The sequence below is a fragment of the Alkalicoccus chagannorensis DSM 18086 genome, from assembly GCF_000429725.1.
GTDB lineage: Bacteria > Bacillota > Bacilli > Bacillales > Salisediminibacteriaceae > Alkalicoccus > Alkalicoccus chagannorensis.
On the sequence record NZ_KE386944.1, the window covers coordinates 153,314 to 178,279 of the forward strand.

At 47.2% G+C, this 24,966-nt stretch carries 32 protein-coding genes; 27 read left to right on the forward strand and 5 right to left on the reverse strand.

What is annotated here, in order from left to right; translation table 11 throughout:
• The first annotated feature begins 5 nt into the window (after positions 1-5).
• The 20 genes from G477_RS0115680 to G477_RS21650 all read left to right on the forward strand — a co-directional run bounded on the left by G477_RS0115680 (position 6) and on the right by G477_RS21650 (position 13,285).
• Positions 6-1,355, forward strand: a complete 1,350-nt coding sequence (locus G477_RS0115680; RefSeq protein WP_026698725.1) for a hypothetical protein — start codon at positions 6-8, stop codon at positions 1,353-1,355.
• A gap of 3 nt (positions 1,356-1,358) precedes the next feature.
• On the forward strand, positions 1,359-1,676 hold the full coding sequence (locus tag G477_RS0115685; RefSeq protein WP_026698726.1) for a DUF2190 family protein: 318 nt from the start codon (positions 1,359-1,361) through the stop codon (positions 1,674-1,676).
• Between the two features lies 1 nt (position 1,677).
• Positions 1,678-2,874: a phage major capsid protein gene (locus tag G477_RS0115690; protein WP_026698727.1), complete on the forward strand. Its 1,197-nt coding sequence runs from the start codon at positions 1,678-1,680 to the stop codon at positions 2,872-2,874.
• Positions 2,875-2,929: 55 nt separating this feature from the next.
• The gene (locus G477_RS21285) at positions 2,930-3,079 is read left to right on the forward strand and encodes a hypothetical protein (RefSeq protein ID WP_156897381.1); all 150 of its coding nucleotides are present in this window, start codon (positions 2,930-2,932) and stop codon (positions 3,077-3,079) included.
• Entirely contained in the window at positions 3,076-3,450 is a 375-nt protein-coding gene (locus tag G477_RS0115700) for a hypothetical protein (protein ID WP_026698728.1), read from the forward strand. Before G477_RS21285 ends, G477_RS0115700 begins: the two co-directional genes overlap by 4 nt.
• A complete protein-coding gene (locus G477_RS0115705) occupies positions 3,440-3,817 on the forward strand; it encodes a hypothetical protein (protein ID WP_026698729.1) in 378 nt (125 codons plus the stop codon). Before G477_RS0115700 ends, G477_RS0115705 begins: the two co-directional genes overlap by 11 nt.
• Positions 3,817-4,212 carry an HK97-gp10 family putative phage morphogenesis protein gene (locus G477_RS0115710; protein WP_026698730.1) on the forward strand — a complete coding sequence of 132 codons (396 nt, stop codon included), beginning with the start codon at positions 3,817-3,819 and terminating at the stop codon, positions 4,210-4,212. The genes G477_RS0115705 and G477_RS0115710 overlap by 1 nt, the downstream gene beginning before the upstream one ends.
• A gap of 405 nt (positions 4,213-4,617) precedes the next feature.
• The gene (locus G477_RS19905; protein ID WP_035212198.1) at positions 4,618-5,073 is read left to right on the forward strand and encodes a phage tail tube protein; all 456 of its coding nucleotides are present in this window, start codon (positions 4,618-4,620) and stop codon (positions 5,071-5,073) included.
• A gap of 2 nt (positions 5,074-5,075) precedes the next feature.
• Positions 5,076-5,423 (forward strand): hypothetical protein, encoded by a 348-nt coding sequence (locus G477_RS0115720; RefSeq protein WP_026698731.1) that lies wholly within the window; start codon positions 5,076-5,078, stop codon positions 5,421-5,423.
• A gap of 32 nt (positions 5,424-5,455) precedes the next feature.
• Positions 5,456-5,758: a hypothetical protein gene (locus G477_RS0115725; protein WP_026698732.1), complete on the forward strand. Its 303-nt coding sequence runs from the start codon at positions 5,456-5,458 to the stop codon at positions 5,756-5,758.
• Positions 5,755-8,574: a phage tail tape measure protein gene (locus G477_RS0115730; RefSeq protein ID WP_026698733.1), complete on the forward strand. Its 2,820-nt coding sequence runs from the start codon at positions 5,755-5,757 to the stop codon at positions 8,572-8,574. Before G477_RS0115725 ends, G477_RS0115730 begins: the two co-directional genes overlap by 4 nt.
• Positions 8,574-9,431 carry a phage distal tail protein gene (locus G477_RS0115735; RefSeq protein WP_026698734.1) on the forward strand — a complete coding sequence of 286 codons (858 nt, stop codon included), beginning with the start codon at positions 8,574-8,576 and terminating at the stop codon, positions 9,429-9,431. The genes G477_RS0115730 and G477_RS0115735 overlap by 1 nt, the downstream gene beginning before the upstream one ends.
• A 15-nt stretch (positions 9,432-9,446) precedes the next feature.
• A complete protein-coding gene (locus tag G477_RS19910; protein WP_051288122.1) occupies positions 9,447-10,136 on the forward strand; it encodes a hypothetical protein in 690 nt (229 codons plus the stop codon).
• Positions 10,136-10,468 (forward strand): hypothetical protein, encoded by a 333-nt coding sequence (locus G477_RS0115745; protein ID WP_026698735.1) that lies wholly within the window; start codon positions 10,136-10,138, stop codon positions 10,466-10,468. Before G477_RS19910 ends, G477_RS0115745 begins: the two co-directional genes overlap by 1 nt.
• Positions 10,461-10,955 (forward strand): hypothetical protein, encoded by a 495-nt coding sequence (locus tag G477_RS0115750; RefSeq protein WP_026698736.1) that lies wholly within the window; start codon positions 10,461-10,463, stop codon positions 10,953-10,955. Before G477_RS0115745 ends, G477_RS0115750 begins: the two co-directional genes overlap by 8 nt.
• Positions 10,956-11,272: 317 nt before the next feature.
• Positions 11,273-11,458 carry a hypothetical protein gene (locus tag G477_RS0115760; protein WP_026698737.1) on the forward strand — a complete coding sequence of 62 codons (186 nt, stop codon included), beginning with the start codon at positions 11,273-11,275 and terminating at the stop codon, positions 11,456-11,458.
• Between the two features lie 50 nt (positions 11,459-11,508).
• On the forward strand, positions 11,509-12,510 hold the full coding sequence (locus G477_RS0115765; RefSeq protein WP_026698738.1) for a hypothetical protein: 1,002 nt from the start codon (positions 11,509-11,511) through the stop codon (positions 12,508-12,510).
• Between the two features lie 15 nt (positions 12,511-12,525).
• Positions 12,526-12,999 carry a hypothetical protein gene (locus tag G477_RS0115770; protein ID WP_026698739.1) on the forward strand — a complete coding sequence of 158 codons (474 nt, stop codon included), beginning with the start codon at positions 12,526-12,528 and terminating at the stop codon, positions 12,997-12,999.
• Positions 13,000-13,110, forward strand: a complete 111-nt coding sequence (locus G477_RS21645) for a CD1375 family protein (RefSeq protein WP_281171176.1) — start codon at positions 13,000-13,002, stop codon at positions 13,108-13,110.
• Between the two features lie 46 nt (positions 13,111-13,156).
• Entirely contained in the window at positions 13,157-13,285 is a 129-nt protein-coding gene (locus tag G477_RS21650) for a CD1375 family protein (protein ID WP_281171177.1), read from the forward strand.
• A gap of 43 nt (positions 13,286-13,328) precedes the next feature.
• Here the strand turns inward: G477_RS21650 and G477_RS0115785 are convergent, their stop codons facing one another.
• Complete coding sequence (locus G477_RS0115785) at positions 13,329-13,904, reverse strand: hypothetical protein (RefSeq protein ID WP_026698741.1); 576 nt, start codon at positions 13,902-13,904, stop codon at positions 13,329-13,331.
• Between the two features lie 47 nt (positions 13,905-13,951).
• On the opposite strand from G477_RS0115785, the gene G477_RS0115790 reads away from it, so the two are divergent.
• From G477_RS0115790 to G477_RS20660, 4 genes are read left to right on the forward strand one after another with little or no spacing between them, the layout of a single operon-like run.
• Positions 13,952-15,109, forward strand: a complete 1,158-nt coding sequence (locus G477_RS0115790) for a siphovirus ReqiPepy6 Gp37-like family protein (protein WP_026698742.1) — start codon at positions 13,952-13,954, stop codon at positions 15,107-15,109.
• Positions 15,110-15,146: 37 nt separating this feature from the next.
• Entirely contained in the window at positions 15,147-15,500 is a 354-nt protein-coding gene (locus tag G477_RS0115795; RefSeq protein ID WP_026698743.1) for an emp24/gp25L/p24 family protein, read from the forward strand.
• A gap of 10 nt (positions 15,501-15,510) precedes the next feature.
• On the forward strand, positions 15,511-15,723 hold the full coding sequence (locus G477_RS0115800) for a phage holin (protein WP_026698744.1): 213 nt from the start codon (positions 15,511-15,513) through the stop codon (positions 15,721-15,723).
• Positions 15,723-16,448, forward strand: coding sequence for an N-acetylmuramoyl-L-alanine amidase (locus tag G477_RS20660; protein WP_051288124.1), 726 nt, complete (start codon positions 15,723-15,725; stop codon positions 16,446-16,448). Before G477_RS0115800 ends, G477_RS20660 begins: the two co-directional genes overlap by 1 nt.
• Before the next feature lie 759 nt (positions 16,449-17,207).
• Here G477_RS20660 and G477_RS20665 read toward each other — a convergent pair.
• Positions 17,208-18,038 carry a hypothetical protein gene (locus G477_RS20665; RefSeq protein ID WP_026698745.1) on the reverse strand — a complete coding sequence of 277 codons (831 nt, stop codon included), beginning with the start codon at positions 18,036-18,038 and terminating at the stop codon, positions 17,208-17,210.
• A gap of 305 nt (positions 18,039-18,343) precedes the next feature.
• The gene (locus G477_RS20670) at positions 18,344-20,119 is read right to left on the reverse strand and encodes a hypothetical protein (protein ID WP_051288125.1); all 1,776 of its coding nucleotides are present in this window, start codon (positions 20,117-20,119) and stop codon (positions 18,344-18,346) included.
• A gap of 274 nt (positions 20,120-20,393) precedes the next feature.
• On the opposite strand from G477_RS20670, the gene G477_RS19930 reads away from it, so the two are divergent.
• Positions 20,394-20,666 (forward strand): DUF1883 domain-containing protein, encoded by a 273-nt coding sequence (locus tag G477_RS19930; protein WP_051288128.1) that lies wholly within the window; start codon positions 20,394-20,396, stop codon positions 20,664-20,666.
• A gap of 277 nt (positions 20,667-20,943) precedes the next feature.
• Here G477_RS19930 and G477_RS20675 read toward each other — a convergent pair whose 3' ends face one another.
• Entirely contained in the window at positions 20,944-21,921 is a 978-nt protein-coding gene (locus tag G477_RS20675; protein ID WP_051288130.1) for a class D sortase, read from the reverse strand.
• Positions 21,922-21,952: 31 nt separating this feature from the next.
• Positions 21,953-23,554, reverse strand: a complete 1,602-nt coding sequence (locus G477_RS21290; protein WP_026698746.1) for a hypothetical protein — start codon at positions 23,552-23,554, stop codon at positions 21,953-21,955.
• A 350-nt stretch (positions 23,555-23,904) separates the two neighbouring features.
• On the opposite strand from G477_RS21290, the gene G477_RS0115835 reads away from it, so the two are divergent.
• Both G477_RS0115835 and G477_RS0115840 read left to right on the forward strand, forming a co-directional pair.
• On the forward strand, positions 23,905-24,144 hold the full coding sequence (locus G477_RS0115835) for a hypothetical protein (RefSeq protein ID WP_026698747.1): 240 nt from the start codon (positions 23,905-23,907) through the stop codon (positions 24,142-24,144).
• Positions 24,145-24,414: 270 nt separating this feature from the next.
• Positions 24,415-24,936 carry a DoxX family protein gene (locus G477_RS0115840; protein ID WP_026696842.1) on the forward strand — a complete coding sequence of 174 codons (522 nt, stop codon included), beginning with the start codon at positions 24,415-24,417 and terminating at the stop codon, positions 24,934-24,936.
• Positions 24,937-24,966 lie beyond the last annotated feature (30 nt).

Sequence of the window (24,966 nt, forward strand, 5' to 3'; positions counted from 1 at the left end):
AAGCGATGAAGCGAACAACAACGCCAATTTTTATGAAAGAGAGCTTTAGCGATGATCTAAAATCTTGCGTGGATCAAGTACAAGCTCAAGGCCACGACGAGCAGGCAGCTTATGCTATTTGCCGCGTCAGCCTTGGAGAGTCTGGAGACAAGGATAAAGACATCGCTGAGGCGGGCCGTGCGTTATCTAAGAAGAACGAGGCAGATCTGGACGATGCCTTGAAGAAAATCCAATCTGTTCTCTCGAAAGTCAAAGAGTACGACAAGGATGCACTTGACGAGATCGAGCGAAAGGCCAAAGAGGAGCAGCAGGCGCAAAAGAAAGAAAAGGGTGAGTACGAGGAAAGCAATCAACTCATCGAAACGCGGATTCGGAGTGATAACACAGTTCCAATTCTGGTGATCAGTCCAGGGTGGGGATCCAGTGGTTATTATGCCGAATCCGTTTTGCGTGATGGCGCTCCAAAGTACAAAGCTGGTACACAAATGTACTGGGACCATCCAGAGGCCAGCGAAAATTACGAACGACCTGAACGATCCCTCCGAGACCTTGCTGGTGTACTCCAATCGGACGGCTACTACAGCGATAGCGGGCCGTCGGGTCCTGGTGTCTATGCGGATGCCAAGGTATTTGATCCGTTTCAAGATGCTGTGCAGGAAATGGGTGAGTTTATCGGCGTGAGTCACCGCGCAAAAGGCACATCTGCCTACGGAGAAGCGGAAGGCCGAAAAGGAACAATTATTGAGTCCATCGATGATGTTATATCAGTGGATTTTGTGACGCTGGCTGGACGGGGCGGTGAGATCGTCCAACTGATCGAATCTAAACGGAATAAGAAGGGTGATGAGGATATGAAGTGGAGCGACATCACGCTCGAAGGTCTGAAAGAAAATCGGAAAGACCTGTTTGAGAGCGCACAGAAAGAATTTAAGGAGAGCGTCAAGCTAGAAGAGAAGAACACACTCATTGAAACGCTATCGTCGGAGAACAAGCAACTCAAAGAAGCGAAAGCACAAGCCCAGCTGAAAGAACTGGTGGAGAGCGTAGCAAAAGAAGCCTCCCTTCCGGATCCGGCAGTGACTCGTATTGTCAAAGAGGCAAGCGTGGATCTACCACTGACCGACAAGCTGGAACTGGACTATGAAAAGGTGCAGGAATCGGTCAAGAAAGCCGTAAAAGACGAGATGGCATATATCCAGCAGGTATCCGGTGGTACGGGCGTCAAAAACTTTGCTGAATCCGCACAGGGTGCTGGTTTTGATGCGGAGCAGAGCGAGGCATCGTTGGTTGAGGCGTTTAAAGGTATGGGACTAGATGAAGAGGCTGCCAAAGTAGCCGCGAAAGGGAGGAAGTAAACCATGGCAAAGAACAAAGTATATATCCAAGCGGAGAAGCTATATCTAGCAGTGCCAGAAGGTACAGAGTCCGGTGATCCGGTTGTTGTAGGAGACCTCCCTGCAGTAGCCGTAACGGATGCAGACGAGGACGACAAGGTCAGCGTGGACACTACCGGCGCCTATAAGTTGGCAGTGACAGGTGCGGTCGAAGAAGGCGACGCCCTGTATTTTGCTGATGGTGCACTTTCAGCAGATGATGCGGAGGGAGCATCGCCGCATTTCGGGTATGCCCTTGAAGCTGGCGAAGATGAGGATATTACAGTAAAGGTGGGGAAATAATATGAGTCAATCTAACATGATCAACATTGTCAAAGATATTCGGGATGAGGTAGTAGACTCTTCTCAAGCGAACAGCTCTTTTCTAGAGACAAGCTCCCGTAGCGTGTCGACCATGGCACAACAGGCCAAACAGGACCCAGAGCGGCAGCGTCGTTTTGCGGAGTCTGCACAACTACTTGCAGGCGTCATGCAGGGGAAGCTTCCGACTCATGCGCTCCAAGAAGCCATGGCCACATCGGACTTCCCGTTACTATTCGGTGATGTCATCGACCGTCTACTACTGGCAGGTTACCGCCACAGTCCGCAGACGTTTCAGGCGTACACGCGCGTGACGACCGTTCCAGACTTCCGTCCGGTCAACCGTCATTATGTCGACGGTGCTGACGGCGTACTGGACGAGGTTAAGCAGCAGCAGGAATACAAACTCGACACGATGGATGAGGGCAAGTACCAGTATCAGGTCAAGAAGTTCGGTAAGCTGCTCCAGTTTGCTTGGGAAACACTCATTAATGATGACCTTGACGCTTTTGCTGACGCTCCAGAACGTCTGGGCCGCGGTGCTCGACGATCCGAAGAAAAGTTTGTCACGAACCTCTTCCTATCTGGTAGCGGTCCGCGTGGGACGTTCTTTACTTCTGGAAACAACAACGTGATCGAAGGCAACCCAAAGCTTAACGTCGAGGGGATCCAGAAAGGCTTTACACAGATGCGGTCTCAAAAGGACCCAACGACCGGAGAGCCTATTTATAACCGTCCGCGTTATCTCGTTGTCCCTCCTGAGCTCGAAGTGCAGGCGCGACAGATCATCAATGCGACAGAAATCCGCTCGAAAGGTACTGGCGGCGGCACGTCCGAACAGGAAATGATCACAGCCAACTGGATGCGCAACGATCTGCAGATTGTGGTCAATGACTACATCCCTGTGGTAGCAAAAGATGCAGCCAACCCACCATGGTTCTTGTTTGCGGACCCATCCGAGGGACGAGGAGCCATGGAGTTCGGGCGTCTGCGAGGATACGAAGACCCAACCCTCATGATGAAGTCTCCGAATGCTATGCGCCCTGGTGGTGGGCAGCTTGGTGATCCGATGTGGGGCGACTTTGATACGGACTCTATCACGTATAAGGTCCGCCACGTCTTTGGCGGGACCCTCATGGACCCTCGTTATGCAGTAGCATCCAACGGATCCGGAGAGTAAACAGAGGAGCGTAGCTGAGGCTGCGCTCTTTTTATTTAGACAAGGAGGGATGATCGTGCCAAAAGATCCGCATTTAAAAGCCTTAGAAGACATCGGGAAAGAGATTAAGTCCATCAGCAAGGACGTGAAGGACATCAAAAAACGCTCGGATCCTCCGGATAATCTGCGAGAGCCTCAGCGACATCCGGCAGGTGAGGATGTATGAGTTTTAGTTATGACCCTAAAACCAAGAAAGGCCGTATACGGCTTGTTATTGCGGACACCAACGAGGACAACCGCTACTTTGATGATGATGAGATCGAGGCGTTCCTTGCGATGGAGGATGGTGAGTGGAAGCTTGCAGCGGCTCGTGCTCTAGAGACAATGGCATCTTCTGAGACGATCATCCTGAAGGTGGTCACGTCGCAAGATACGCAAACCAACGGACCACAGGTAGCCGCCGACTTACGGAAGGCCGCTCAACAACTTAGAAAAGATTACGAAGAAGAAGGCGGCTTTGCCATCGTGGAGCAGGCCAACGACATGTTCAGCGCTCGTGAGCTTGTCTGGAAGGATATGATGCGTCGTGCAAAATAGAGCCATCATCGACAACCGCCGCATGGATTGGATCAGCAACCGGTTTTTGCATGTAGTGGACATCACCACCGAGGACGAGGATCAAACGGATGACTTCGGGCAGCCAATCCCGTCAGAATCCACGCTTTATGAAGGGTTAAAAGCACAGATATCCAGCGCTGGAGGAGATGAGGTGCGAAATGATGGCAGCGTCTACGGACTGCACACGCACTCCATCCTTTTGATCGGTGTGTATCCGGATATCAAGACCGGAATGGAAGTCCACACTTCGCGCAATGGCAAAGAGGAAACGTATAGGGTCCTTTTGGTCGAGATCAATTCACAAGACACGCACACGCGCCTGCAGGTAGAGAGGAGGGCAATCTAATGGGAAAAGATATGTTTTCCATGGACATTTCCGGACTAGATGCTGTTGTAGCTAAGTTGGAGGCGTTGGAGGGAGGCGTGGATGATGCTGTGGCTACAGCCTTGGAGACAGCTTCCCTCGAAGTAGAGAGCGTGGCAAAATCTATGGCGCCAGTGGAGACAGGCACCCTCCGAAGATCCATTACGCACGAAGTGAGCGGTGGTGATGCGCGCGTGGGCCCGTCCGAGGAAGTTCCTTATGCGGCACGCATTGAGTTTGGATTTACAGGCGCGGACGCTCTGGGAAGGAACTTTTCAACGAGCGCCCAGCCGTATCTAAGACCTGCGCTCATGAACACGCGCAGTGCTCAACGGGCAGCTTTTGTCGGTGCTATCAGCGATCTGGCGGGTAGTTGATATGATGCTCAGTAGATTTCAGCAGATAGTTTCTGAAGCCACAGGTGAGCCGACGTATCCCCTCACGATCCCAAGGCAACTATCAGAGTGGGGATCGGATGAGGTTTTCACAAAATATCAGCAGATTGCAGGCAGCCGATACTACTCTCATTCCGGAGACTCTAATTTATACACCACCTCTATACAAGTTACCGTATCATCTAAAAATTATGGACGATGCGTCACGACAATTAATGACATTATTGACCGCCTATCCGGCTACCGCGAGTATAGTAAACCAGGGTTTCAGTCCATCTTTGTAGATGCTTATGGACCCGACCAGCACGATATTGACACAGGCGTTTATCAAAAGAGCGTTGATTTCAGCGTCTCTTATTCTGACTAACGAAAAGGGAGAGATTTGATATGACTTCACAAGCAAAAAAAGCCTTTGGTACACAGATTAAAAGGAAAACGGAGACGGATACGTGGGAGGGGGTAGCGGAACTCACAGATATTACAGGACCGTCCATGGAAGCTGACGAAATTGACGTCACATCACACGACTCCGAAGGTGGATACCGGGAGTATGTGCAAGGACTTAAAGACGCCGGTGAAATTGAGGCAGAACTGTTCTTTCTTAAGGACGAGCCCTCTCACATGAAGGCGCTCGATGATTTTAATGCAGGCGACAATGAGATGTACCGCATGATTTTCCCGGATGCAGACGAAGAAGAGGATCGCTCTTATTTTGAGTTCGAAGCCTTTGTCAACGGATTTGAGATTGAGGCGGAAATGGAAGAAGCAATCAAAGCCAGCGTATCGTGGAAGGTATCTGGAAAGCCGACATTTGAGGCTGGATCTGAAGGGGGAGCAGAATAAACATGTCGAATATGCCAAAGCCAATTGAAGTAGAACTAGACAAACCACGAACAATGTACATCACACTCGGTGCCATGGCGAAGTTTGAAGAACATCGCGGCAAAAGCATAGACAAAATGGACGAGGAAAGCCTGATTGATGTGCTTACGTTTGTCTGGGTATCCATGCTGCACGAGGATCCAGATCTCACTTATGAGCAGGTCGGCCACGCCATTCACCCAGGCAACATGGAAGATGTTTTTGACAAAATTAAAGATGCCATGCAGCAGATGAACGTCAAAAAAGCGGATGACAACACGGAAAAATCCGGCGGTGGCACAACAAAAAACAAAAAGCGCTCGATTGGCTAGAGTTATGGTCGATCGGGCGCTTTGAATTTGGCATGACGGATCATCAGATCTGGTGGGAGACTACGCCCGCGCACTTCGCGGCACTTATCGACCGCATGAATGAGAAAAAGCGATATGAGGCTGCTGTGCAACGACGGGAGGACTTTCGAGCCGGGTTGATTGCATCCGTGATCTACAATAGCAAGCTACCGAAAAAGAAGCAGAACAAACGGAAAGAGCCGCTGGAGTGGTTTGGCGAAAAGAAATCTAGAGCCCACAACAACACTGTGGACCAGCAGAAAGTAGCGGCGATGAACTGGGCTAAGGCGCTCGGAGGGACGGTGAAACGATCATGAGCATTGGAGATGTTGTAGTTACGTTACGGTCGCAAGTATCAGACCTCAAAAACGGACTAAATGAGGCAAAATCCGGCGTTCAAGGCATGGGTCAATCCATGCAGGATGCTGGCCAGCAAGTAAGCAGCGTCGGCGCAGGGATGACAGCGATGATCACCGGCCCTATTGCTGGCCTTGCTGCTGGTCTTGTTGGTGTCACGAAAGGGTTTGCCAATAGTGGCGATGAGATTGCCAAAAACAGCCGCGCCGTTGGTTTATCCTACGAAGAGTATCAAAAGATGGAATATGCCATGGGGCAGATGGGCGTGGAGCAATCCACGATGGAGCGCGGCCTGCGCAACCTCAATCAAACCATGGGCGAAGCAGCACAAGGTTCTGACGATGCCCGTGATCAACTTTCTGAATTGGGCGTTAGTATGGAGGATCTCGACAACGGAACGCTCTCGACCAACGATGCGATGATGCAATCGATTGAGGGTCTGCACGGGATTGAGGACAGCAGCGTCAGAACAGAGAAGGCCATGGACTTATTCGGCTCCAAGGTAGGCCCTGAGCTTGCTACAGCAATCGAAGAAGGAAACATGTCGATGGAAGAGCTCATGGAGCACGCTGAGGACATGGGCATTATTATGTCTGATGACATGGTGGAAGCCTCCGAGGAGTTTAACGACGCTTGGGATGATATGACGCGCATGCTTAAATCTGTTTTTATGCCCGTGGCCGCCGAGGTCATGGGTTTTTTGATGGATGTTGTATTCCCGATCATACAAGACAGAATTTTACCAGTTCTGCAGGAATTCGGGCAGCGCATTTCTGATGTTGCCACATACTTTGTCAATCTATCTGGACGGACGCAGGCGCTTATCGGTGTAGTTACAGGGTTAGTTGCCGCATTAGGTCCAGCTTTGTTTATCTTTGGGAAAATGATGGTGGCTACAGGTGCATTAGTCAAAATCTTTGCGGCTTTTCTATCGCCAATCGGCTTGATTGTCGGCGCTATCGCTGGGTTAGTCGCTGGTTTTATCATCGCCTATCAAACCTCGGAGGAGTTCCGCGAGATCATCAACTCAGCCATGCAAAGCGTCCGTGAGGTCTTTATGGATGCGGTATCAGCCATCCGATCATTCTGGGATGAGAATGGATCGGCCATACTGGAACGAACAAGAGAAATCTTTACTCAGATATTTGAGCGTATCTCCGAGGTCATGCTCAATATCGCGGAGTTTATCGGCGATGTGCTGACCCAAGTGCAGGAATTTTGGCAGACACATGGACAGGATATTGTAGAGGCGGCTCGTGAGTTTATCGACTCGTTACTTGAAAACTTCGAGAATTTCCGAGACTCTTTGCAGCCAACATGGGAACAACTCGTGGAATTGTTTGATACATTGCGGCCGAAATTAGAATTGCTTGCCGCTATTGTCGGCGGCGCATTGGTAGCAGCTTTTGCTGTGGCTATGTCGACAATTAATGCAGTAGTTGCAGCGGTCGGCCCATTGCTAAGTGCTTTTGTGAGCCTCGTCAGTACTGTTGCTAACGTCGCAATGGCTGTGGGCAGTCTGCTGGCGGGAGATCTAACAGCAGCCACCGAGCAGTGGGAGCGAGCCACAGAATCAGCCATCAACTTCGTGCAAAGCCTCTGGGAGGGGGTCGTCTCGTTTATATCGACGTTTGTAGATACGATCGTCGGCTTTTTCCAAGGTTTGTACGACACGCTTGTTGGTAACTCGATCATACCGGATATGGTCAATGCCATTATTGACTGGTTTCAAGATTTGCTTTCTTCAGGAACCGAAATTGTGTCGGAGATAGTAAGCACTGTTGTCGGATTTTTCACGGATTTGTTATCGAGCGCCGTTGATATCTTTAATGATATTTATTCTGCGATTTCGGAGGCCTGGAGCAATGCGTTTTCTGTGACATCAGAAATGCTATCGTCCATTTTTGAACGAGTGTCCTCTATCTTTTCTAATGTACTCAGCACCACGACCACGATCATGTCTGATGTTTTATCCTTCATAAGACAAACTTGGTCCGATATTTATACGGCTGTTGCGGATTTTCTAGGGAATATACTTTCCTCCATCACTCAAAATTTTGCGGAAATGCTTAGCACAGCCAGCTCAACCATGTCTGAAGTATTATCGTTTATCACTAAAACTTGGTCCGAAATCTACAGCTCTGTGACGGGGTTCCTTGGCGATATGCTTTCTTCGATTAGGCAAAACTTCGAAGAAATGCTCAGTACGGCCACACGGATTGCATCAGATATATACGAGGGCGTAATCTCTACTTTTACAGACTTGTATGATGGTGCGGCCACAGCCTTTTCGGATGTTGTATCTGCAGTATCGGACGGAATGAGCGAGGCTTACGATACAGTCATTGGATGGGTTACGGACTTTTATGATGCTGGTGCCAACATTGTCGGATCAATTGCCGATGGAATTAAAGGAGCCATTGGAGAAGTTACAGGAGCCATCGGCGATGTGGCTAGTTCAGCGAGAGACTTTTTACCATTTTCTCCTGCCAAAGAAGGTCCTTTACGAGACATTCACAAGCTGGATTTCGGCAATCCAATAATGGATTCTTTAAACCAAAGTCAGTCTAGCATCCAAAGCATGATGGCTGACTTACTCAGTCTCCCGGATATTACAGGTGGAGACTTTGATCTGGCGACGGTTGGGGCGGGAGCGGAAGCTGCTCAAGAGATTGTTATACAGCAGACCTTTAACGACTCCAGAGATCCATCCGAAGAACGAAGAAAACAACGAAAAATGCTGAGGCAAGCAGCCGAGGAATGGGGGTCTAGCTAATGCAAGTATCATGGGAACCAGCTAGAGGGCCATCAGTCGATTTTCATCAGCACACTCGTGATCAGTACCGACTAAAAAAAATAAAAGGCATCGGCGGCTCAGATGTAGAGTTGCAAATGGAAAAAGCACCCTTCCAGGACGGAGAATCATTGATCGACCAGCTGTTTGACCCTAGAGAGATGACATTGGAAGTGTTTTTATTAGGTAATACAGAAACGCTTTATGAACTGAGGCGGATGTTTGCTGCATCGTTTAATCCAAAATACGGGTTAGGTGTTTTAAAGGTAGTTGAGCCCAACGGAGATGAATATTTGATTGATGCTGTGAGTGATGGTGCACCTAAATTTTCTGAGGATGCTGAGCAGGGGAATATTTATCTAAAAACTACCATTGATTTGATGGCCCCAAACCCATATTGGCGATCACCCAACATCGAAGAAGAACCCACGTTCGAGCCACTCTTTGAATTTGCCTTTGAAGGAGAGTTTGAGATGGGCCTGCAGCGTGATGCGAGGGTGATCGACAATGATGGAGATGCTCCGTCCCCGCTGCAGATTGAGTTTTACGGACCTGCCGAGAATCCGCGTATTGATAACATGACGACGGATGAGTTTATTAAGGTTAACCAAACTCTTGATGAAGACGAATATATGAGGATCGACACCACGCCCGGACAAAAGAGCGTGGTTTTTGTATCTGCTGACGGGTCCGAGAGAAACGTATTTAACTGGATCGACCTGGAGAGCACGTTTTTCCAGCTTGCCATTGGTGAGAATGAGCTTGAATACAGCGCCGACAACGACATCCAAGGCGCGCGCGTGGACATGTTTTGGCAAAAGAAATACGTCGGAGTATAGAGAGGATGAAGTTTTATGGCGGAAATCTATAAGTTTTTTAACAGCACTACGGACGATCAACGAAAGTATCAAGCAGCCGACTTTGCTGAGTATTTTAATAGTGTTCTCAGCACCGGCCTGTTGCACACAGACGAGAATCCGGGCATGGAGGTCAACGTAGAGGCGGGCACACTCAATACAGTTGTCAGTTCGGGCCGTGCTATTATGCGCGGTTATTTTTATGAGAACACATCCGATCTGACGCTGGAGCACGCCGTCCCGGAGTCGGATTTGGACCGCATTGATCGAGTGGTGCTCCGCTGGGATAGCAGAAACCAGAGCCGATTTATCAAGTTGTTTGTCTTGGAGGGAGACTCAGCGGAAGATCCGGAGCCACCGGAACTACAGCGAGACAACTTTATCTACGAGGTCTCACTCGCACAAATCTACGTCAATCAGGACACGGCGAGTCTGCAGCAAGAGGATGTTACCGATGAACGACTGGACGAGGACCTTTGCGGCCTTGTGCACTCGCTGATCAGCATTCCCACATCGCAGTTTTTGGAGGAATGGGAAGAATTTATTGACGGCGTTAAAGATGAAGGTTTTACGCCATACCCGGAGTTTCGAGACCACAAAACGGACGACGAACCTCACCAATATGGCCCCTTTGCGTGGCGCTACAACAGCAGCACAGGCACGCTTGATCTGGTGGTGGATGACTAATGCGGACGATTGCCAGAATCAACGCTGACGGCAGCCTCTTGCTCCGTGGAGAGGTTTTTGAACTAATCGCCAGCTGGGACGAGGCGCAGGAGATTGACGACACGTACACCATCGACGAGGACACAGAGATAGACGAGGGTATCGATTTTGAGCGCTTTGTCGAGATCCTGTTGGGCATAAAAGAAAACCTCGTCTCACCTGAAGGCATGTATTTTGACCAAAAAGGCAACCTATTTGTCAACGAGCTGCTGGAAGGGTTGAGCGTCAAGTTTACAGATGGCAAGGAAATCGAGATTGAGGGAATTGAGGAAGGGGTAGATTTGGATGCCTAGTTTTACAGTCGGAGATTTGATCAAACAGAAGGATGACGGCAGCTATGCCATGCAGACCACTGCTCAACTTACTGGGAGTATAGTTGATGAGCACATACTCTTAGACGCAGAAGCAGTTACAGGTAGTGGAAATAGTTTCACGGAGAGTGTTGATCTCGAAACATTAAAGCAATACAGATATATAAACGTTGTTGTTATTGATACTCTTGATGCTAGTGTAGAAATAAGAGCTTGGACACCAACATCAGCTGGAACATCAGGGGCATATCGTTATTTTGACGGAGAAACTTGGTCAATACCGACTATTAGTACACCTGAAAATAGTGGGGTTCGTTACTTGATTGCTAGTTTTAACGCAGAAGATGGTTTTGATAAAATTTTCGGAGGTAATCCTAACGCTTTTTTCGCTGGTTTGAGGTTTAGATATGGCGCAAATACCGAGCCTACATCGGGTTCGTTAACAATAAAAATATTGGGGGTTAAATGATGCCAGAACAGACTAAAAAAGCTATCGAATTTGCTAAAAGTAATGAAGAATACAATGGAACAAACCACAGTTTAGTTGATTTAGTTAGGAAGTATTTTAACGATAACAATATTAATTACAGTTCATTTTCGTACAAAGATTTAGAACCATTCCTCAACTAACGGAGAGCGCTAGCGATGTTTTTAAACAACTAACTGCGCCTCAGTAATGTGAGTAGTTTTTCAAAAAAAATATCGGAAAAACTGACACATTTTTCGACCTCTAGGAGTATGTAGAGTAGGGCCATAAAGGCTACTACTCGATAGGGGTTGATGAATATGATGGCATGGGTAGACTACAAGCTATTTTCGACAGAAGGAAACGGAATGGCTTCTTCGGACGAAATCATCCGAATAGACGTGGATATGGACAGGGTGGATGAGGCATTTTATTTGTCCAGAAGAATCGCGGAAGAGACCGGGCATGATCCATCTAGGATTAAGGCTGTATCGGCATCGGAATAACGTAAGGGCAGTCCATCCGGGCTGCTTTTTTAATTGAAAGGAGTGGTAGGATGGCGAGGTTAAAGGAAGGCACTCAGATTGACGGGCAAGACGTCATGGATCTAATAAATGAATTAAAAAGCAACACACGACCCTCTAAGTTTGACGCAGAAAGGAAGCCGGAATCTACCGACAACAGCGATGGGGGATTTTTGGCAGGGAGCGTATGGATATACGACGACGGCGAATACATTCGCGAGGCTTTTGTTTGTTTAGGTGAGGCGGAGGGGGAGGCGATATGGGAGAGTTTCGCTTTTAACAATAACTCCCCCGCGCCCGGGCCATCACAGCTGGTCGGAGGCGATATGGACGCGGGGTACTATGGCCAGGTGGCTGCATCGCAACTCATAACTGGAGAAGACTTGCTAAGCGAATTAGGATTGTCAACAGGAACCAGTCAATTTTCCGATGAAGGGTGGCTGAAGTTTTCGTACGAGGGGAACGTCCAGTTTGTGAATAAAAAGCCGATTGTGTATGGCGTAAACTGGAACAGTATTTATAACTTAGGCGCGGTATACGGCACTGGGGACGACATATCTAGCGGCGAACAGTGGATGCTCGACAATGACAGTAATTTTAGTCCGAGTGACCGCGTTGCTCAAGACGCGCAAGTGACCATCGATGGGTTGACGTACAGAGTGAGATTAATGAGAGGATCCGCCAACGACCCTTTGGATAGCAATCATGACGGTGATCGAGACGCTCCCGGTAGCGAGTGGAACAGACTTATGTTGCCGATACACGAACGAGCGGCTACCGGCGATTGGGTAAATCCTGATTACGTAGAAAGCGATGTGCCGGATTGGGGAGTGGGTTTTACAGATGAGGACTTGCATACTGACAGTGACTTTGGAGACGGGGCTTCTTCTCGGTGTCAGGAAACGGTCGAGGATAGCACAAATTCTCGCGTCGTTCGCGGAGGTTCTTCCGGAGTTTCTAACGCAGGACAGAATTCGTCGGTTAATTCTGCCTCGGTTTTCGGCGTCCGTTTCGTCCTTGAATTTAGCGAGTAAGAAAGGGGTGTTAACATGCTACAACGCAAAGGCAATCAATACACATTACATCCCCACGAAATCACAATCAACGAAAACGGAAATGAGCGCACTACTTATGCACTCCCGTCCGTTGATTGGTGGGAAAAAGTAGCCGAAAAACACGATCATATCAAGATCGTAGGAACAAAAGAAATTGAAGTCACAGAAGCGATGCAGGAGCGTTATGAGGAAATCAAACGGATGCCGGAGGATTTTACCTCGATGTACATCGACTACGTAAAAGACGGAACACTGCCCGATGGCGAAGAAGTGAGCATCCCGAAAAACCATCCGTTTAACCTCATCATAGCGTACAACCAAAGCGGCGAAAATGCTGTTGATATTTTATCCGCAATGGACGCAATGACGGAAGTGTACGAAAAGAACCTGTCGCTGGAATCGGAAAATACAAATGTGATGCTGGCGGTAACCGAGCTTTACGAAGAAATGAACAAGGAGGCGGAATAGATGGCGACGATATACGCACGACTGATCGAGCGCGGGGAAAAAACGATCGATGATGTTCCGGCGCACCTGCAGGAAGAAGTACAGGCGATTTTAGATGCTGCGGATAATTAAGACGGCGTGGGCAGCGTTTCAAATACTACTAAAGGAGCGATATACGATGGCGACGATTTATACAACACTCATTGTACGAGAGGCAAAGACATACGACGAGGTGCCGAACGTTTTAAAAGAGGAAGTAGCGGACGAACTGCGGGCGCTGGGCCTTGAAAAGCTGATTACGGAATAGCAGACCGATGATGCGCAATAGTTGAATTACTAAAAGCAGAAGGTTACTCGTCCTTCTGCTTTTCTAGTTCTATTACAATTTCACTAAATTCTCTATTACACTTTTCTATTATTTCTTGGATTTCCTCTTGGCTTACTGAACCTTCTTCATAAAGAATTTTTAAAAGTCGGGGGAACGCCCTTATTAATATAACAATACCTTTAAAAGTGACTTTCGAGGCTTTTTTAATTTTTTCTTTCACTTCTTTTGCAAACTCTTCGTTGTCCGCAGTCTTCTCTTCAAGGTCATAGTTGGCATAAATGTCTATAATCTCTTGCAATGACGAATTGAGGGTTGGCGTTAATTCTAATTCGTTAATGTAATCTTGAAAAGTGTATATGTTTTGCATTGAATCAACAATGCTGTTTACACCTTCGTTAAATGCTTCAAGTGGACGGAAGTTCTCACGCATTTCTTGTAATTCAGCGTTCATTTTTTGGACTGCAGAAATATCCTCTGTCCAAGGATTAAAAAAATCCACACTGTTCATTATATCCGTAGCAGGTTGAATGTTCGCAGCTTCCACAAGTTTATCGTTCAGGATTAGGTTTTCTCTTACTTGTTCAACAGCACTTTTCATAAATTAACACCCCTTTAAATCATTACTATACAGGTTGGAGGTGACGCATGAAACCCATCAGAGTAGTCACACAAGATTTTGAGCTACTGACGGAGTTAGACCGATACACGTCCGCTATTGTCGAGAGAGACTGGCGCGGTGTTGGAGAGTTAGAACTACGAATAAACCGCCACACCAGAGACGCCCATCTACTACAGAAGGGCGTCGTTTTAATGGTAGGCGGCGACACCAGCAAAGTGTTTATCATCCGTAGGCGAGAGATTGAGCTGGATCAGGACGGCAAAGCGTCGGAGGTTTGGAACATACGTGCGCCCGCGCTTAAGTCTATCCTGTCGCAGCGTCTCACCCTACCGCCGTCGCACACGTCCTATGATAACCGGCAAGGACCAGCCGAAACCGTGATGAAGCATTATGTGGAGCGGAACGTGGTAGATCCCGACGATTCGGAGCGTCAGATCGAGAAAATCCATGTCACCGACAACGAAGAAAAAGGCGAGACGCTGCAGTGGAGAAGTCGCTATAAGAACCTTGCCGAGGAATTAGAGGACCAGTCGAAAGCATCCGGCATGGGCTGGAATGTCGTGCTCAACATCGCCGAACAGCGGTGGGATTTTGTTGTATTGGAAGGCAAAGACCTAACTACATCGCAATCAGACAATCCACCTGTTATCTTTTCGCCGCAGTTTGACTCTCTCAAGAGCATGAACTTTTACGAGGATGATACAGACTACCGAAACGCTGCTTATGTGGGTGGCCAAGGTGAGGGAACCGAACGCCGCTTTGTCGAGGTTGGCGGTGGCGAGGGCCTGGAGCGCTACGAGACCTTTGTAGATGCCCGAGACGTGGATGAAGAGGAAGAGGATGAAGAAGGCGAGGACCAGCCACGTCCGGAAGAGGATATCATTGAAGAACTGGAGAACCGAGGAGAACGAGAGCTCCGGGATCGGGAGCAGGAAGTCTTTTTAGAGGGCGACATCCTGCAGCAGTCTCCGTTTACGTACGAGACAGACTATGACCTCGGCGACATCGTTACCCTGCAAAACAAGGATTGGGGCGTCACCATCGATGCCCGCATCACGATGATACGAGAGGTCTACGAGCCGGATGGCTTTAGCCTGGAGGCGGTATTTGGCGATGACCGGCCGACCTTAATCAAGAAAATTAAACAGGATATGAAGCAATCATCAGCAGAGGTGCGGCGATAGGTCGTGCCTTTTATTATGTAGTCAGAGGGGGCTAAGAATGTCATCAGGTCAGCAGTTAGCGGACATCAAAGATGTAGAGCAAAAAATCAAAGAGATCGAGGGGGAGCTCACCAATCTAAAAGAGGAGGTGCAGATGCGCGACACTCAAGCGCATCAACGTATGGATGAGCTCAAACGTAGTATAGACTCTCTCAAGACAGATACAAGGGATATAAAGCAAGGCATGCAGGCCGTATTGGACAAGCAGGATGGATTTACAGATTTTTTAAAGGGTATTGTCAGCCGAACGTTTAAGTGGTTTTTTATGACGATACTGGCATTTGTGCTTGTGATCGGCGTGCTCGTTAACGCTGATTTGTCGCATTTATTCTTTATTCTCAATTTTATGTAGGAGGCTAACAATGGATAAGGGAACGATCATCCGCACGACTGTACTGGCGCTGGCACTGATCAATCAACTGCTGGCGTCGTTTGGCATGTCACCGCTGCCGTTTACACAAGAGGAGATGGAGCAAGGTGTATCTGCAGTTGTAACGACTGCTGCTGCTATCTGGGCGTGGTGGCGCGATAACGATGTGACAGAGGAAGCAAGAAAAAGGAAGGGGAAAGCATAATGCAAATTGTAGAGCCGAATCTCCGTTTTAACGGCAGCCTCCGTAACCTAAACAACGTGGAGTATATCATCATCCATCACACGGCTCATCCGTCCTGGGGTCTAATGGACACGCACATGTATCATCGTGACGATCTGGGGTGGGCCGGAATTGGCTATAACTACTTTATCCACCGACAGGCTATCATCTATAAGGGACGAGGCAAAAAACAGGGCGCTCATGCCGGTGGCAGCTATAACAACCGCAGCATCGGCGTCTGTGTGGCCGGTAATTTTGACTCTCAGACTCCTTCCGAGGAGCAGATCGAGGCTTGTATCTGGCTGGTCCGCAAGCTCAAAAAGGATTATCCGAATGCGGAGATCATCGGGCATAACGGCGTCAGCAATACCGCTTGTCCGGGACGTAACTTCCCGCTCTCCAGAGTGATCGAGGAGGCCAACAAAACAGAGAGCAAACCAGAGCCGTCTGTTACTTACAACGGCGAGGAGATCCCTGCTTTTATCGAGGATGGGCGCAGCTTTGCACAGATGCGGACGCTAGCGGATCTGGTCGGGGCATCAGTGGACTGGGATCAAGATAAGCATGTCGCCAAGCTAAATGGTAATGAGGTAGACGGTACGATCGTCGAGGGTCGGACCTTCCTGCCCGTGCGCGAGCTGGGCGAGAAGCTTGATCTCAACGTAGATTGGAACCAAGAAAAACGGCAGGCTGTTTTAAGCAAATAAAAAAACAGGGGCTACTGGCCCCTGTCCTTGTCTTTGTTTTTTATTGACTTACAAGAAAGTTAAAGTTAAAATAAATTTAAGTTAGTTGTAATTTCAATCGCAAAGATGCTGGCATTTTGAGCGCAATCTAGTGAAAGTATGACGGACATTATTGATATTGAGTTCGTTGTTCATCGCAAATTTGCGCATATTAAAAGCGCCGGACGATTCGTGGTACATTTCGGATTTGCTTTACTCTGTCATAAGATTTTGAAGGACTTGCCGGTCCTTCACCGATAGGTTTCGGACCTATCTCAAGGAACTGTTGGCGCAGTTCCTTTTTTTATTTGAGTAAATCTGCTTCACCACATCTTCAAATTCAAACAACTCGATGATGGCAGATTCGGCTGGTGTAAACCATAACCTAAAATCTTTTTATAAAAAAAGAAGCAGAGCCGCAGCCCTGCTTTGTATCATATGGGGAACTTTTGGGGAACAATTTCATCATTTGTGCCCCAACCAAATCAAATCACGTTAGGTTAAAACACATATATAGTCCGTTGCATCAATATATTTTACACTTCACCTTACATCATCCTAAGGCAGTCAACGGCCTCCTAAGCAGCAGGTCGGAGGTTCGAATCCTCTCAGGGTCGCCATTTTATACTTGTTTAAACTTCCTTCATATGGAAGTTTCTTTTTATTGTAATTTGAATTCTTCCAATAGGACTTCATGTAGGAAAAGCTGCGATTATCCTTTATTTTTATTGGCTGCATTTATTAATCAAAACTCTGATGCTGATGATAGTAATCAGCTACTTCAGGGAGATTTTTAGCATCAAATTGATCCCAATTGATTCTTTCGCTCGTATCTTTCGTGAGATCTACATTTACCATTTCTCCAAGTTCTGTATTTCCATATTGATCAGTAAATGGTGCAAGCCAATAAATTTCGACTCTTTGAAATTCTTCACGGTCTGCAAAAATCCTTTTAAAATAATCAACACTCTCATCGAGCGAGGTGTTTTTTATTGAATCGGGACTCCATCCATAGTGGGAGACTAAGGTTATTTCAAGTATTTGCATATCGTCTGTTTGTTCTAGTGATTCAATGTCATTTAGAGTAAATGGATAATCTTCATGCCCTGTTTCCAAACCGCTAATGTCCTCAACTAACATTTCTATATAATCGTTTAAATCCATCGTAGCAGTCTCTTCATCGGCAGACTGATTGGAAGCAGTTATTGAATTCTCATACTCTTTGAAATCCTCTTCCAAGTCTGAAGTCAAAACTTCGCAAGGTACTCCGCTGCTATTTCCATCAAGGTTAAGCGGGTCATTACTAGAGTGGTAGCCATTATCCGACCAAAAATTAAATACTTCTCTTCCATCACTAAAATCGCTGCAATTTTGAGGCGCAATGTCTTCATCATCTACTAAATTGTTACTGGAGATATTCTCATTGTTGCTGGAAACATTACTATTTTCTACATAGTTCGAGTTGTTTTCTGCGGAAAGTTCATCTTCTTCCATGTTTTCAGCGCCACACGCTGCCAAAACTACCGTGAATACCATGATTATGCCGTTGAGAACAAAACGGGGTTGTCTCATGATAAGCCTCCTTATGCAGGTAATTAAAGAAAGTTAGTGGAATGAGCATAACTATCATTATTCAAATTGTCTTTTCATAGAGAGCAAGTGACTTCATTGTGCGCAAAGTATTTCTAACACGTATTTCATTTTACAAATATAGAACCTTTAGTCATGGTATTTAAGGGGTGTGAATGTTTTGAAGGGAACAGATAGTTATTGATCTATTAACTTGAAATCCAGGTCAAGGGAGGAGTGCTTGAATCGACGTTGCGCAAAATATATATTGATGTCTTCTTCATTTGGGATAGGATGGAGCCTGTTACCTATTCAATATCGATTGTCCATTCGCCGTCAGCAATAACTGAGACTGCATAAACACTCTCTTCATTTATCATCTCTGTAGTGGCTCCTGAGTAGCTGCCGATTTCATTCGCCCATAAAGAAACGCCGTTAAGTTTTACGATGAAATTCCTTCCTCCACTATGCGTTAAATCAATACGTTTCAACCCTGGTTCAAGAGAGAGGAAGATAACGCTGTCTACGATACCTGAAAGAGAATGCGGTTCCCCTTCTTCAATATTCGATGGAGCGGGAAAGGATTGGTCCATTGATACAGACCACTCTCCATCCGCATTGATCTCGAGCAGGTATTCACCGTCCTCAGTTAATTCAAAACTGGTTCCACTGTAGTTTCCGATTTCATTTGCTAGGAGGGAAGAGGTCCCTGATTCATCCATCAGTTTTACGGAGAAGTTCCTTTCACCACTATGTGAGAAATCTACAACTGCAAATCCGTCGGTTAATTCGAACATTTCTGTTACAGTGTCGCCACTCCCAGTTAAGCGAATCGGGTTAGATATCATGATTACTTCTTGAGTGGTGATATACTGCATATTTTTGAAGTTGTAATGAAGTACTGCTTCCCCTTCAATAAATTCTCCCGAACTTCCATACAATTGCTGAATTTCTTCTGTTTGTTTGTCAGGGTGAAATTCAGAATATACGGCGATTAACCCTTCAGGAAAGTCAGGTATCGAAATGATAGATTCAAATTGGCCATTCTGAACTTCCACTTCATCGATCTCCATCAAATCGGATTCATCAAGATGAATGACTTCTACGTTGATTAATGTGCCATTTTCAAAATTGGTATCACCCGACACAGATACCTCATCATCTTCGGAATGAACCTCTGTCTGAAATTCAATGGAATGGGTATCTGCCGTTTTCTTCATAAAGGTTTCTTTAGAAGTAATACGCTGAGAAGACAAGCTGCCTTGAGGTTTGACAGCATCTCCTTCCATAAATTCTCCCGCTTCTCCATATAGTTCAACAATTTCTTCCAATTGATTTCCGGGGAGGAATTCATACTCCACGGTAATCTCTCCCTGAGGGTACCCTCCAATATCAAATTTTGATTCAAACTGCTCACCTTGGATTTCAACTTCATCTGCTTGGAAGTAGCCAGGGTATTCCGTATGATTTATATCTATGGTGATCAGCGCACCGTCAACAAGATTAGTATTTCCCGAAAATACGATTTCCTCTTCTTGAAAATGAATATCCGCTGCAAAGTCGATAGGAATGATATTAGATGTGTCTTTTTCAACAAACTCGACGAAAGCAATATAATGAATATTCGAGGTTTCTGCCTTTTTTACAGCGTCACCTTCGATGAACTCGCCATCGCTGCCATAAAGTTCTTGAATTTCATCGGGTTGATAGGAGGGGTTGAATTCATAATAAACGGCTATTTCGCCATCAGGATAATCGTTTATATCAAATACCGATTCAAATTTGCCTTCTTGTACTTCAGCATCTTTCACTTTGAAATAATCATGATCTTCAATGTGCTCAACTTCTAAAGTGATCAACGAACTGTCAGCAAGAGTAGTGCTTCCAGATACATGGACTTCTTCTCCTTCAAAAGCGACATCAGCTTGAAAATCGATGGAATGGACTTCTTCTGTCTCATCGCCCTCATCTCCTTGTACCAAATCGTCCTCATCGCTTGCCAAAGCAGCAGCTGCAACGATAATCACACCGAGAACAAGGAACCACCAGCGTTTGTAAAATGGCTTCTTTGCAATCTCTTCCATGAAAACAACCCCTTTGTTTTCAAAATGTGATTCTAATTTAAATATAGCAACAGATTGTTACCACAAAAAGCTGATTTAGGACTTATTTTGTTTTTAATAATTATCTCACTATACAACATGCAAGTCTTTCCTCCTTCTTTTGATGTGGAATTTAAATAAAAAAGGTCCCAAAGAACCAGGGATAAAATGGGTGAAGAGAAGGGAAACAGGGTATAGCGGAACCACGCTCAGTTTCATTGCAGCACCATCCTATCAGAAGGGGAGGTGATTAACGATGAAGTCGAAGTATGTCCGCCAATATTTGACAAGAGGAGATACGGTCAGTGTCGAGTTGAACCGCACAGCCCAGGTCCGATTGATGGATAGAAACAATTTTGATCGTTTTAAGCAGAACAAAGAGTGTACGTTTTATGGAGGCATGGCTAAGCAGTCACCAGCTGAAATTGAAGTCCCCCGTTCTGGAGAATGGTACATTGTCATTACGCCAAGAAATAAAGGGGATCATGTCGAGTTCAGCGTACGCTTCCTGGCGAAAATGGATTATTAAGCGCCGGCCCGTTGGCATCGATTTGATACCGTAGATGGTACGTTACGCTGTGAAGAATGACGACAGCAAGAAGAGGGCATCTCCCATTCAATGGAGATGCCCTTCTTCATGTGATAAGAATGATACGTGTTCATCGAGGGAGACGGCGTTGCACGCTGCGGGGAAAAAAAGAAGCCACCTTTCTTCCCTTCAGAAACCTGCGGCACACGCAGTTTAGCACTTTTGTTCTGTCCTTCAGGCCTTTCTTCTGCTGCTGGAGAATGCGGGCTGACGTCCCTTACTCTTCTACAGGGTACGCATAGACAATGAAACGCTCTGGGGCGCTGGCCCAATATTCAAACGGATAGCAGGTGATCAGCACGAGTACTTCTTCATCCATGTCCCGAATCACGCTTCGGTCATCTGCGTCGACGATATCAAATTCGCGGATTTCATACTCATACTCGCCATATGGAGTGGCGATAGACATGCGATCTCCAATTTCCATCTCTCCGAAATCGCGGAAGACGGTATCACGGTGGCCGGCATAGGCGATCTGTTCCCCTTCGCCGGGGAAGGCAGTCTCTGGCATATGGCCGACGCCTCGATCCAAAGTGTCTTCATCAGCACCATAAAGGACAGGTAGGTCTGCATCGAGTTTCGGGATATTCAGCACCGCATACGGATCGTTTTCTTCCAACTCCATAGTAAATCCGCCATCTTCTTCCTGGACATTCAAGTCGTCATTCGATGGACTAGGTGAAGCTTGATCGCTGCTTGCGTTTTCCTGTTCTTCGGTGGACCAGTCATCATAATCTTCTCTCCAGTTATGGAAAACTTCCTCCAGGATTTCATCCTGATTTTCGTAATGATGGAAGCGTTCAACCCCGGTTGAATCATATGTAGGCTCAGTACGTTGATCTTGCTCAATCTCTTTGTCGAGTTTTTTTTCTTTGAGCTTTTTTTCTTCTGACACATCATCATGTTCAGAAGCTGCAACAGATTCTGGGACGGTCAGTCCACTGAACAGACTGCTGATAGAAAACGTAGCATCCATAGAAGGGGGAGAAGGAGGAGAAGACTCCTCCTGCTCACTTGTGGTGTTGGACTCTAGGCCGGATCGACCTGCTTCTTCGGCTTCTGCTTGTTCTTCTAACATACTTTCTGCTTCTTCTAATGAGTGATTTTGTGTATTGGACTGCTGGTAAATCGTAAAGCCGAATACGGCGAGCATGACGACCCCGGCGAGTATTAGCACATTACTGAATGTCTTCATTCCTTCCCCCTCTCATGGTTGACGTATCGAATTAGTTTCTACGGAACCTAAGTCCGAAGCGAGCTGCAAGACCGGCAAAGAGTGCACCAATACCGCTGAGGCCGAGGGACCATACACCCGTTGCTGTATCAGGGAGTTTTGTTCCTTCTTCTCCGTTTTCAGCATTGGACTCGCTTTGTACCTGACTCTCGCCATCTGCATTGGACACATTCACCGTACCGCTGGATCCAGCACCGCTGCTTCCATTGCCTGAACCGCCGTTACTATCACCTGAAGCGGTTGCAGCTGTCGTTCCGCTCCCAGCTAGTGTTGTGGTTCCGTTCGAAGATCCGATATTGTCAACCGAACCGCTGCCAGCGTAGGTGGTGCTCCCGTTTGAAGTTCCTCCGGATTCGGAAGTAGTGGTAGATCCATTGCTACCGTTAGACCCATTATTCGATCCATTGCTGTCAGTGCTTCCGTTATCACCATTCGTCCCTACGGAAGAATCAATGTCACCATTAGCAATGTTTCCTCCGCTGCCAGAGTCCGCATCGGCATCGGCATCACCACTGCCATCGGCATCGGCATCAGCGTCGCCATCAGCATCGGCATCAGCATCAGCATCAGCATCAGCATCACCGTCGGCATCGGCATCGGCGTCGGCGTCACCATCGGCATCGGCATCACCGTCGGCATCGGCATCAGCATCGGCATCAGCATCACCATCGGCATCAGCATCACCATCGGCATCAGCATCCGCATCCGCGTTTTCAACTTCAAAGAAAAAGTCGATGTTGTGACCTTGGTTGTTCACGTTGTTAATCACTTCAGTTGTGTTCTCATTGATGTTTTCGCCAGTGGTTGTACTATTGTCAGTGGAAGCATCGTAATTTTCGGTGCTGAGCCCACCGCTGTCACCGCTGAATTGGCTGGAAGTATCTGTATCTGTCTCTTGAGTTGTATTATTCGTACCAGTTTGATCATCAGAATTTTGTGTTTCAACCCCTTGATCAGAAGTTTCTCCAGCGACATCGTCGTCCGCAGTAGTGGCATCGTTATAATCTGATGTGTTATTTTCACTTTCAGCTGCAGCAACATCGCTTTCGCTGTCTTCGATGTCGACATCCCCAGTTTCTCCATCATCGATATCAACTTCTGTGTCGCTCTCATCTTCTTCTGTGCCTATCTCAGGCTCTGGGCCAGCGTCAGCGTCAGAGTCTGCATCGGCATCGGCATCGGCGTCGGCATCCGTGTCGGCATCCGTGTCGGCATCCGTGTCGGTATCGGTATCCGTATCGGCATCGGCATCGGCATCCGTATCGGTATCGGCGTCAGCATCGGTATCGGCGTCAGCATCCGTATCGGTGTCAGCGTCCGTATCGGCGTCGGCATCGGCATCCGAGTCTGCATCGGCATCGGCATCGGCATCATGATTTTCTACGTCAAAATTAAAATCGATATTATGGCTGTTGTTGTCGAAATCGCTGTCTACGTTGTTCTGCATGTTGTTCTCATTATTCTTCTCTTCGGCAGATGCACTTGCTCCGGCACCTGCTCCAGTAAGTATAACGGCGGATGCTGCGATCATGGCTGCTCTCTTCGACTTCTTCTGTCTACGCTTGTCTTCCATCTTTCCTTTGTAATGATTCAATTACGTTCACCTCCGTAGAATTGCGGTTCTTCTATGTATCCCTTAGGACACTCTCAACCACATTAGTGGACGGATTGCCTATATTTTCGATATTCAAACGCTTTATTTCAATTTATATCCCATAATACTGGTATGGCGGCAAATAAAGTACTTATTAATATTCTTAAGAATAGGGGACTTTCGTAAGTAGACTCATAAAAAGGTCATATTTGGCGTTCGACGAAATTACCGTTTATCTCGTCTCAGAAATAGGGTAGTATGAAGATAGAACTGACAGAACAGTGTTGTTCAACAAGCATCGTAATTGACTACTCTACTGTTCTGACGACTATTCCTAAGAGGTGAAGAATATGAAGCTGATTTTTCAATTCAATGATGGGACAAAATTCATCGAGACTGTCGACGATGATTATGAAGAAGTCCGTGGAGATACGGAATTGGTAGATGCCGTCATGAACGGGCAGAAAGAAAACCGCCGTCTCTCGCTGCAGACGAGTGACGGAGACGAAGTCCATCGGAAGTACAAGGATTTGAAGCGGATCGAAATTGCGTTCGATGATCCGTCGAAAAAGTTGCGCAGAAAAGGATAAGAGGGAACGGCCCGGAGCCTAATGCTCCGGGCTTTCTACATAAAAAATGAGAAAGCTGTATGAGAAAGCAATGTTGGCAAAATGGTCTTGCGACAAAATTGTGATATTTTTCACAAAGTGGTCACAGTCATTCATGTTCACTACTTCACAATGTGTGGTATAGTAAGACTATAGAAAGGTTGCTCAGTAATTCACAAGAAAGATTGCCGGCACGAACGACAGAGCAGCTTTTCCTAAACTTACTTACATTCCTTAAAGGAGGAACTGATCATGTTTATGGATTTTCTGCGAAACAATCGTTGGGCTGCTGGTATTCTCACGTTTTTACGTCTCTACGTCGGCTGGCTCTGGCTGACGGCCGGTTGGGAAAAGGTCGCTGGTGGATTTAGTGCGGATGGCTACCTGCAGGGCGTCGTCGGCAATGAAGAAGTCGCTGCCCAGTATCCGACGTACCACGCGTTCATTGAAAACATCGCTGTCCCGATGGCGGAGCCGTTCAGCTTTATGGTCGCCTGGGGGGAAGTGCTCGTCGGACTCGGCCTGATCCTCGGTGTCTTCACGACCGCCGCTGCGTTTTTCGGCCTCGTCATGAACTTCGCCTTCCTGTTCGCCGGCACGATCTCTAGCAACCCGTGGATGGTGCTCCTGACCATCTTCATCGTCGCAGCCGGTGCCAACGCCGGACGCTTCGGCGGTGACCGCTGGGTCATCCCGTACCTTCGCACGAACGTGCTCGGACGCGACTTCATCCAGAAGCGGATACCGAAGAGAAGGGAGCAGCGGGCTGCCTGATTATTACCAGATTAAACGAATCGAAAGTAC

Excerpts from the sequence above, each read along its gene's own strand:
- G477_RS19930 (WP_051288128.1), top strand. The coding sequence starts at position 20,394 with ATGAAGTCGAAGTATGTCCGCCAATATTTGACAAGAGGAGATACGGTC.
- G477_RS0115770 (WP_026698739.1), top strand. The coding sequence starts at position 12,526 with ATGCTACAACGCAAAGGCAATCAATACACATTACATCCCCACGAAATC.
- G477_RS0115795 (WP_026698743.1), top strand. The coding sequence starts at position 15,147 with ATGTCATCAGGTCAGCAGTTAGCGGACATCAAAGATGTAGAGCAAAAA.
- G477_RS0115680 (WP_026698725.1), top strand. The coding sequence starts at position 6 with ATGAAGCGAACAACAACGCCAATTTTTATGAAAGAGAGCTTTAGCGAT.
- G477_RS0115735 (WP_026698734.1), top strand. The coding sequence starts at position 8,574 with ATGCAAGTATCATGGGAACCAGCTAGAGGGCCATCAGTCGATTTTCAT.
- G477_RS20670 (WP_051288125.1), bottom strand. The coding sequence starts at position 20,119 with ATGGAAGAGATTGCAAAGAAGCCATTTTACAAACGCTGGTGGTTCCTT.
- G477_RS0115765 (WP_026698738.1), top strand. The coding sequence starts at position 11,509 with ATGGCGAGGTTAAAGGAAGGCACTCAGATTGACGGGCAAGACGTCATG.
- G477_RS20675 (WP_051288130.1), bottom strand. The coding sequence starts at position 21,921 with ATGAAGACATTCAGTAATGTGCTAATACTCGCCGGGGTCGTCATGCTC.
- G477_RS20665 (WP_026698745.1), bottom strand. The coding sequence starts at position 18,038 with ATGAGACAACCCCGTTTTGTTCTCAACGGCATAATCATGGTATTCACG.
- G477_RS0115725 (WP_026698732.1), top strand. The coding sequence starts at position 5,456 with ATGACGGATCATCAGATCTGGTGGGAGACTACGCCCGCGCACTTCGCG.
- G477_RS20660 (WP_051288124.1), top strand. The coding sequence starts at position 15,723 with ATGCAAATTGTAGAGCCGAATCTCCGTTTTAACGGCAGCCTCCGTAAC.
- G477_RS0115760 (WP_026698737.1), top strand. The coding sequence starts at position 11,273 with ATGATGGCATGGGTAGACTACAAGCTATTTTCGACAGAAGGAAACGGA.
- G477_RS0115745 (WP_026698735.1), top strand. The coding sequence starts at position 10,136 with ATGCGGACGATTGCCAGAATCAACGCTGACGGCAGCCTCTTGCTCCGT.
- G477_RS0115785 (WP_026698741.1), bottom strand. The coding sequence starts at position 13,904 with ATGAAAAGTGCTGTTGAACAAGTAAGAGAAAACCTAATCCTGAACGAT.
- G477_RS0115790 (WP_026698742.1), top strand. The coding sequence starts at position 13,952 with ATGAAACCCATCAGAGTAGTCACACAAGATTTTGAGCTACTGACGGAG.
- G477_RS21650 (WP_281171177.1), top strand. The coding sequence starts at position 13,157 with ATGGCGACGATTTATACAACACTCATTGTACGAGAGGCAAAGACATAC.
- G477_RS19910 (WP_051288122.1), top strand. The coding sequence starts at position 9,447 with ATGGCGGAAATCTATAAGTTTTTTAACAGCACTACGGACGATCAACGA.
- G477_RS0115800 (WP_026698744.1), top strand. The coding sequence starts at position 15,511 with ATGGATAAGGGAACGATCATCCGCACGACTGTACTGGCGCTGGCACTG.
- G477_RS0115835 (WP_026698747.1), top strand. The coding sequence starts at position 23,905 with ATGAAGCTGATTTTTCAATTCAATGATGGGACAAAATTCATCGAGACT.
- G477_RS21645 (WP_281171176.1), top strand. The coding sequence starts at position 13,000 with ATGGCGACGATATACGCACGACTGATCGAGCGCGGGGAAAAAACGATC.
- G477_RS0115685 (WP_026698726.1), top strand. The coding sequence starts at position 1,359 with ATGGCAAAGAACAAAGTATATATCCAAGCGGAGAAGCTATATCTAGCA.
- G477_RS19905 (WP_035212198.1), top strand. The coding sequence starts at position 4,618 with ATGACTTCACAAGCAAAAAAAGCCTTTGGTACACAGATTAAAAGGAAA.
- G477_RS0115690 (WP_026698727.1), top strand. The coding sequence starts at position 1,678 with ATGAGTCAATCTAACATGATCAACATTGTCAAAGATATTCGGGATGAG.
- G477_RS0115750 (WP_026698736.1), top strand. The coding sequence starts at position 10,461 with ATGCCTAGTTTTACAGTCGGAGATTTGATCAAACAGAAGGATGACGGC.
- G477_RS0115840 (WP_026696842.1), top strand. The coding sequence starts at position 24,415 with ATGTTTATGGATTTTCTGCGAAACAATCGTTGGGCTGCTGGTATTCTC.
- G477_RS0115710 (WP_026698730.1), top strand. The coding sequence starts at position 3,817 with ATGGGAAAAGATATGTTTTCCATGGACATTTCCGGACTAGATGCTGTT.
- G477_RS0115700 (WP_026698728.1), top strand. The coding sequence starts at position 3,076 with ATGAGTTTTAGTTATGACCCTAAAACCAAGAAAGGCCGTATACGGCTT.
- G477_RS0115720 (WP_026698731.1), top strand. The coding sequence starts at position 5,076 with ATGTCGAATATGCCAAAGCCAATTGAAGTAGAACTAGACAAACCACGA.
- G477_RS0115730 (WP_026698733.1), top strand. The coding sequence starts at position 5,755 with ATGAGCATTGGAGATGTTGTAGTTACGTTACGGTCGCAAGTATCAGAC.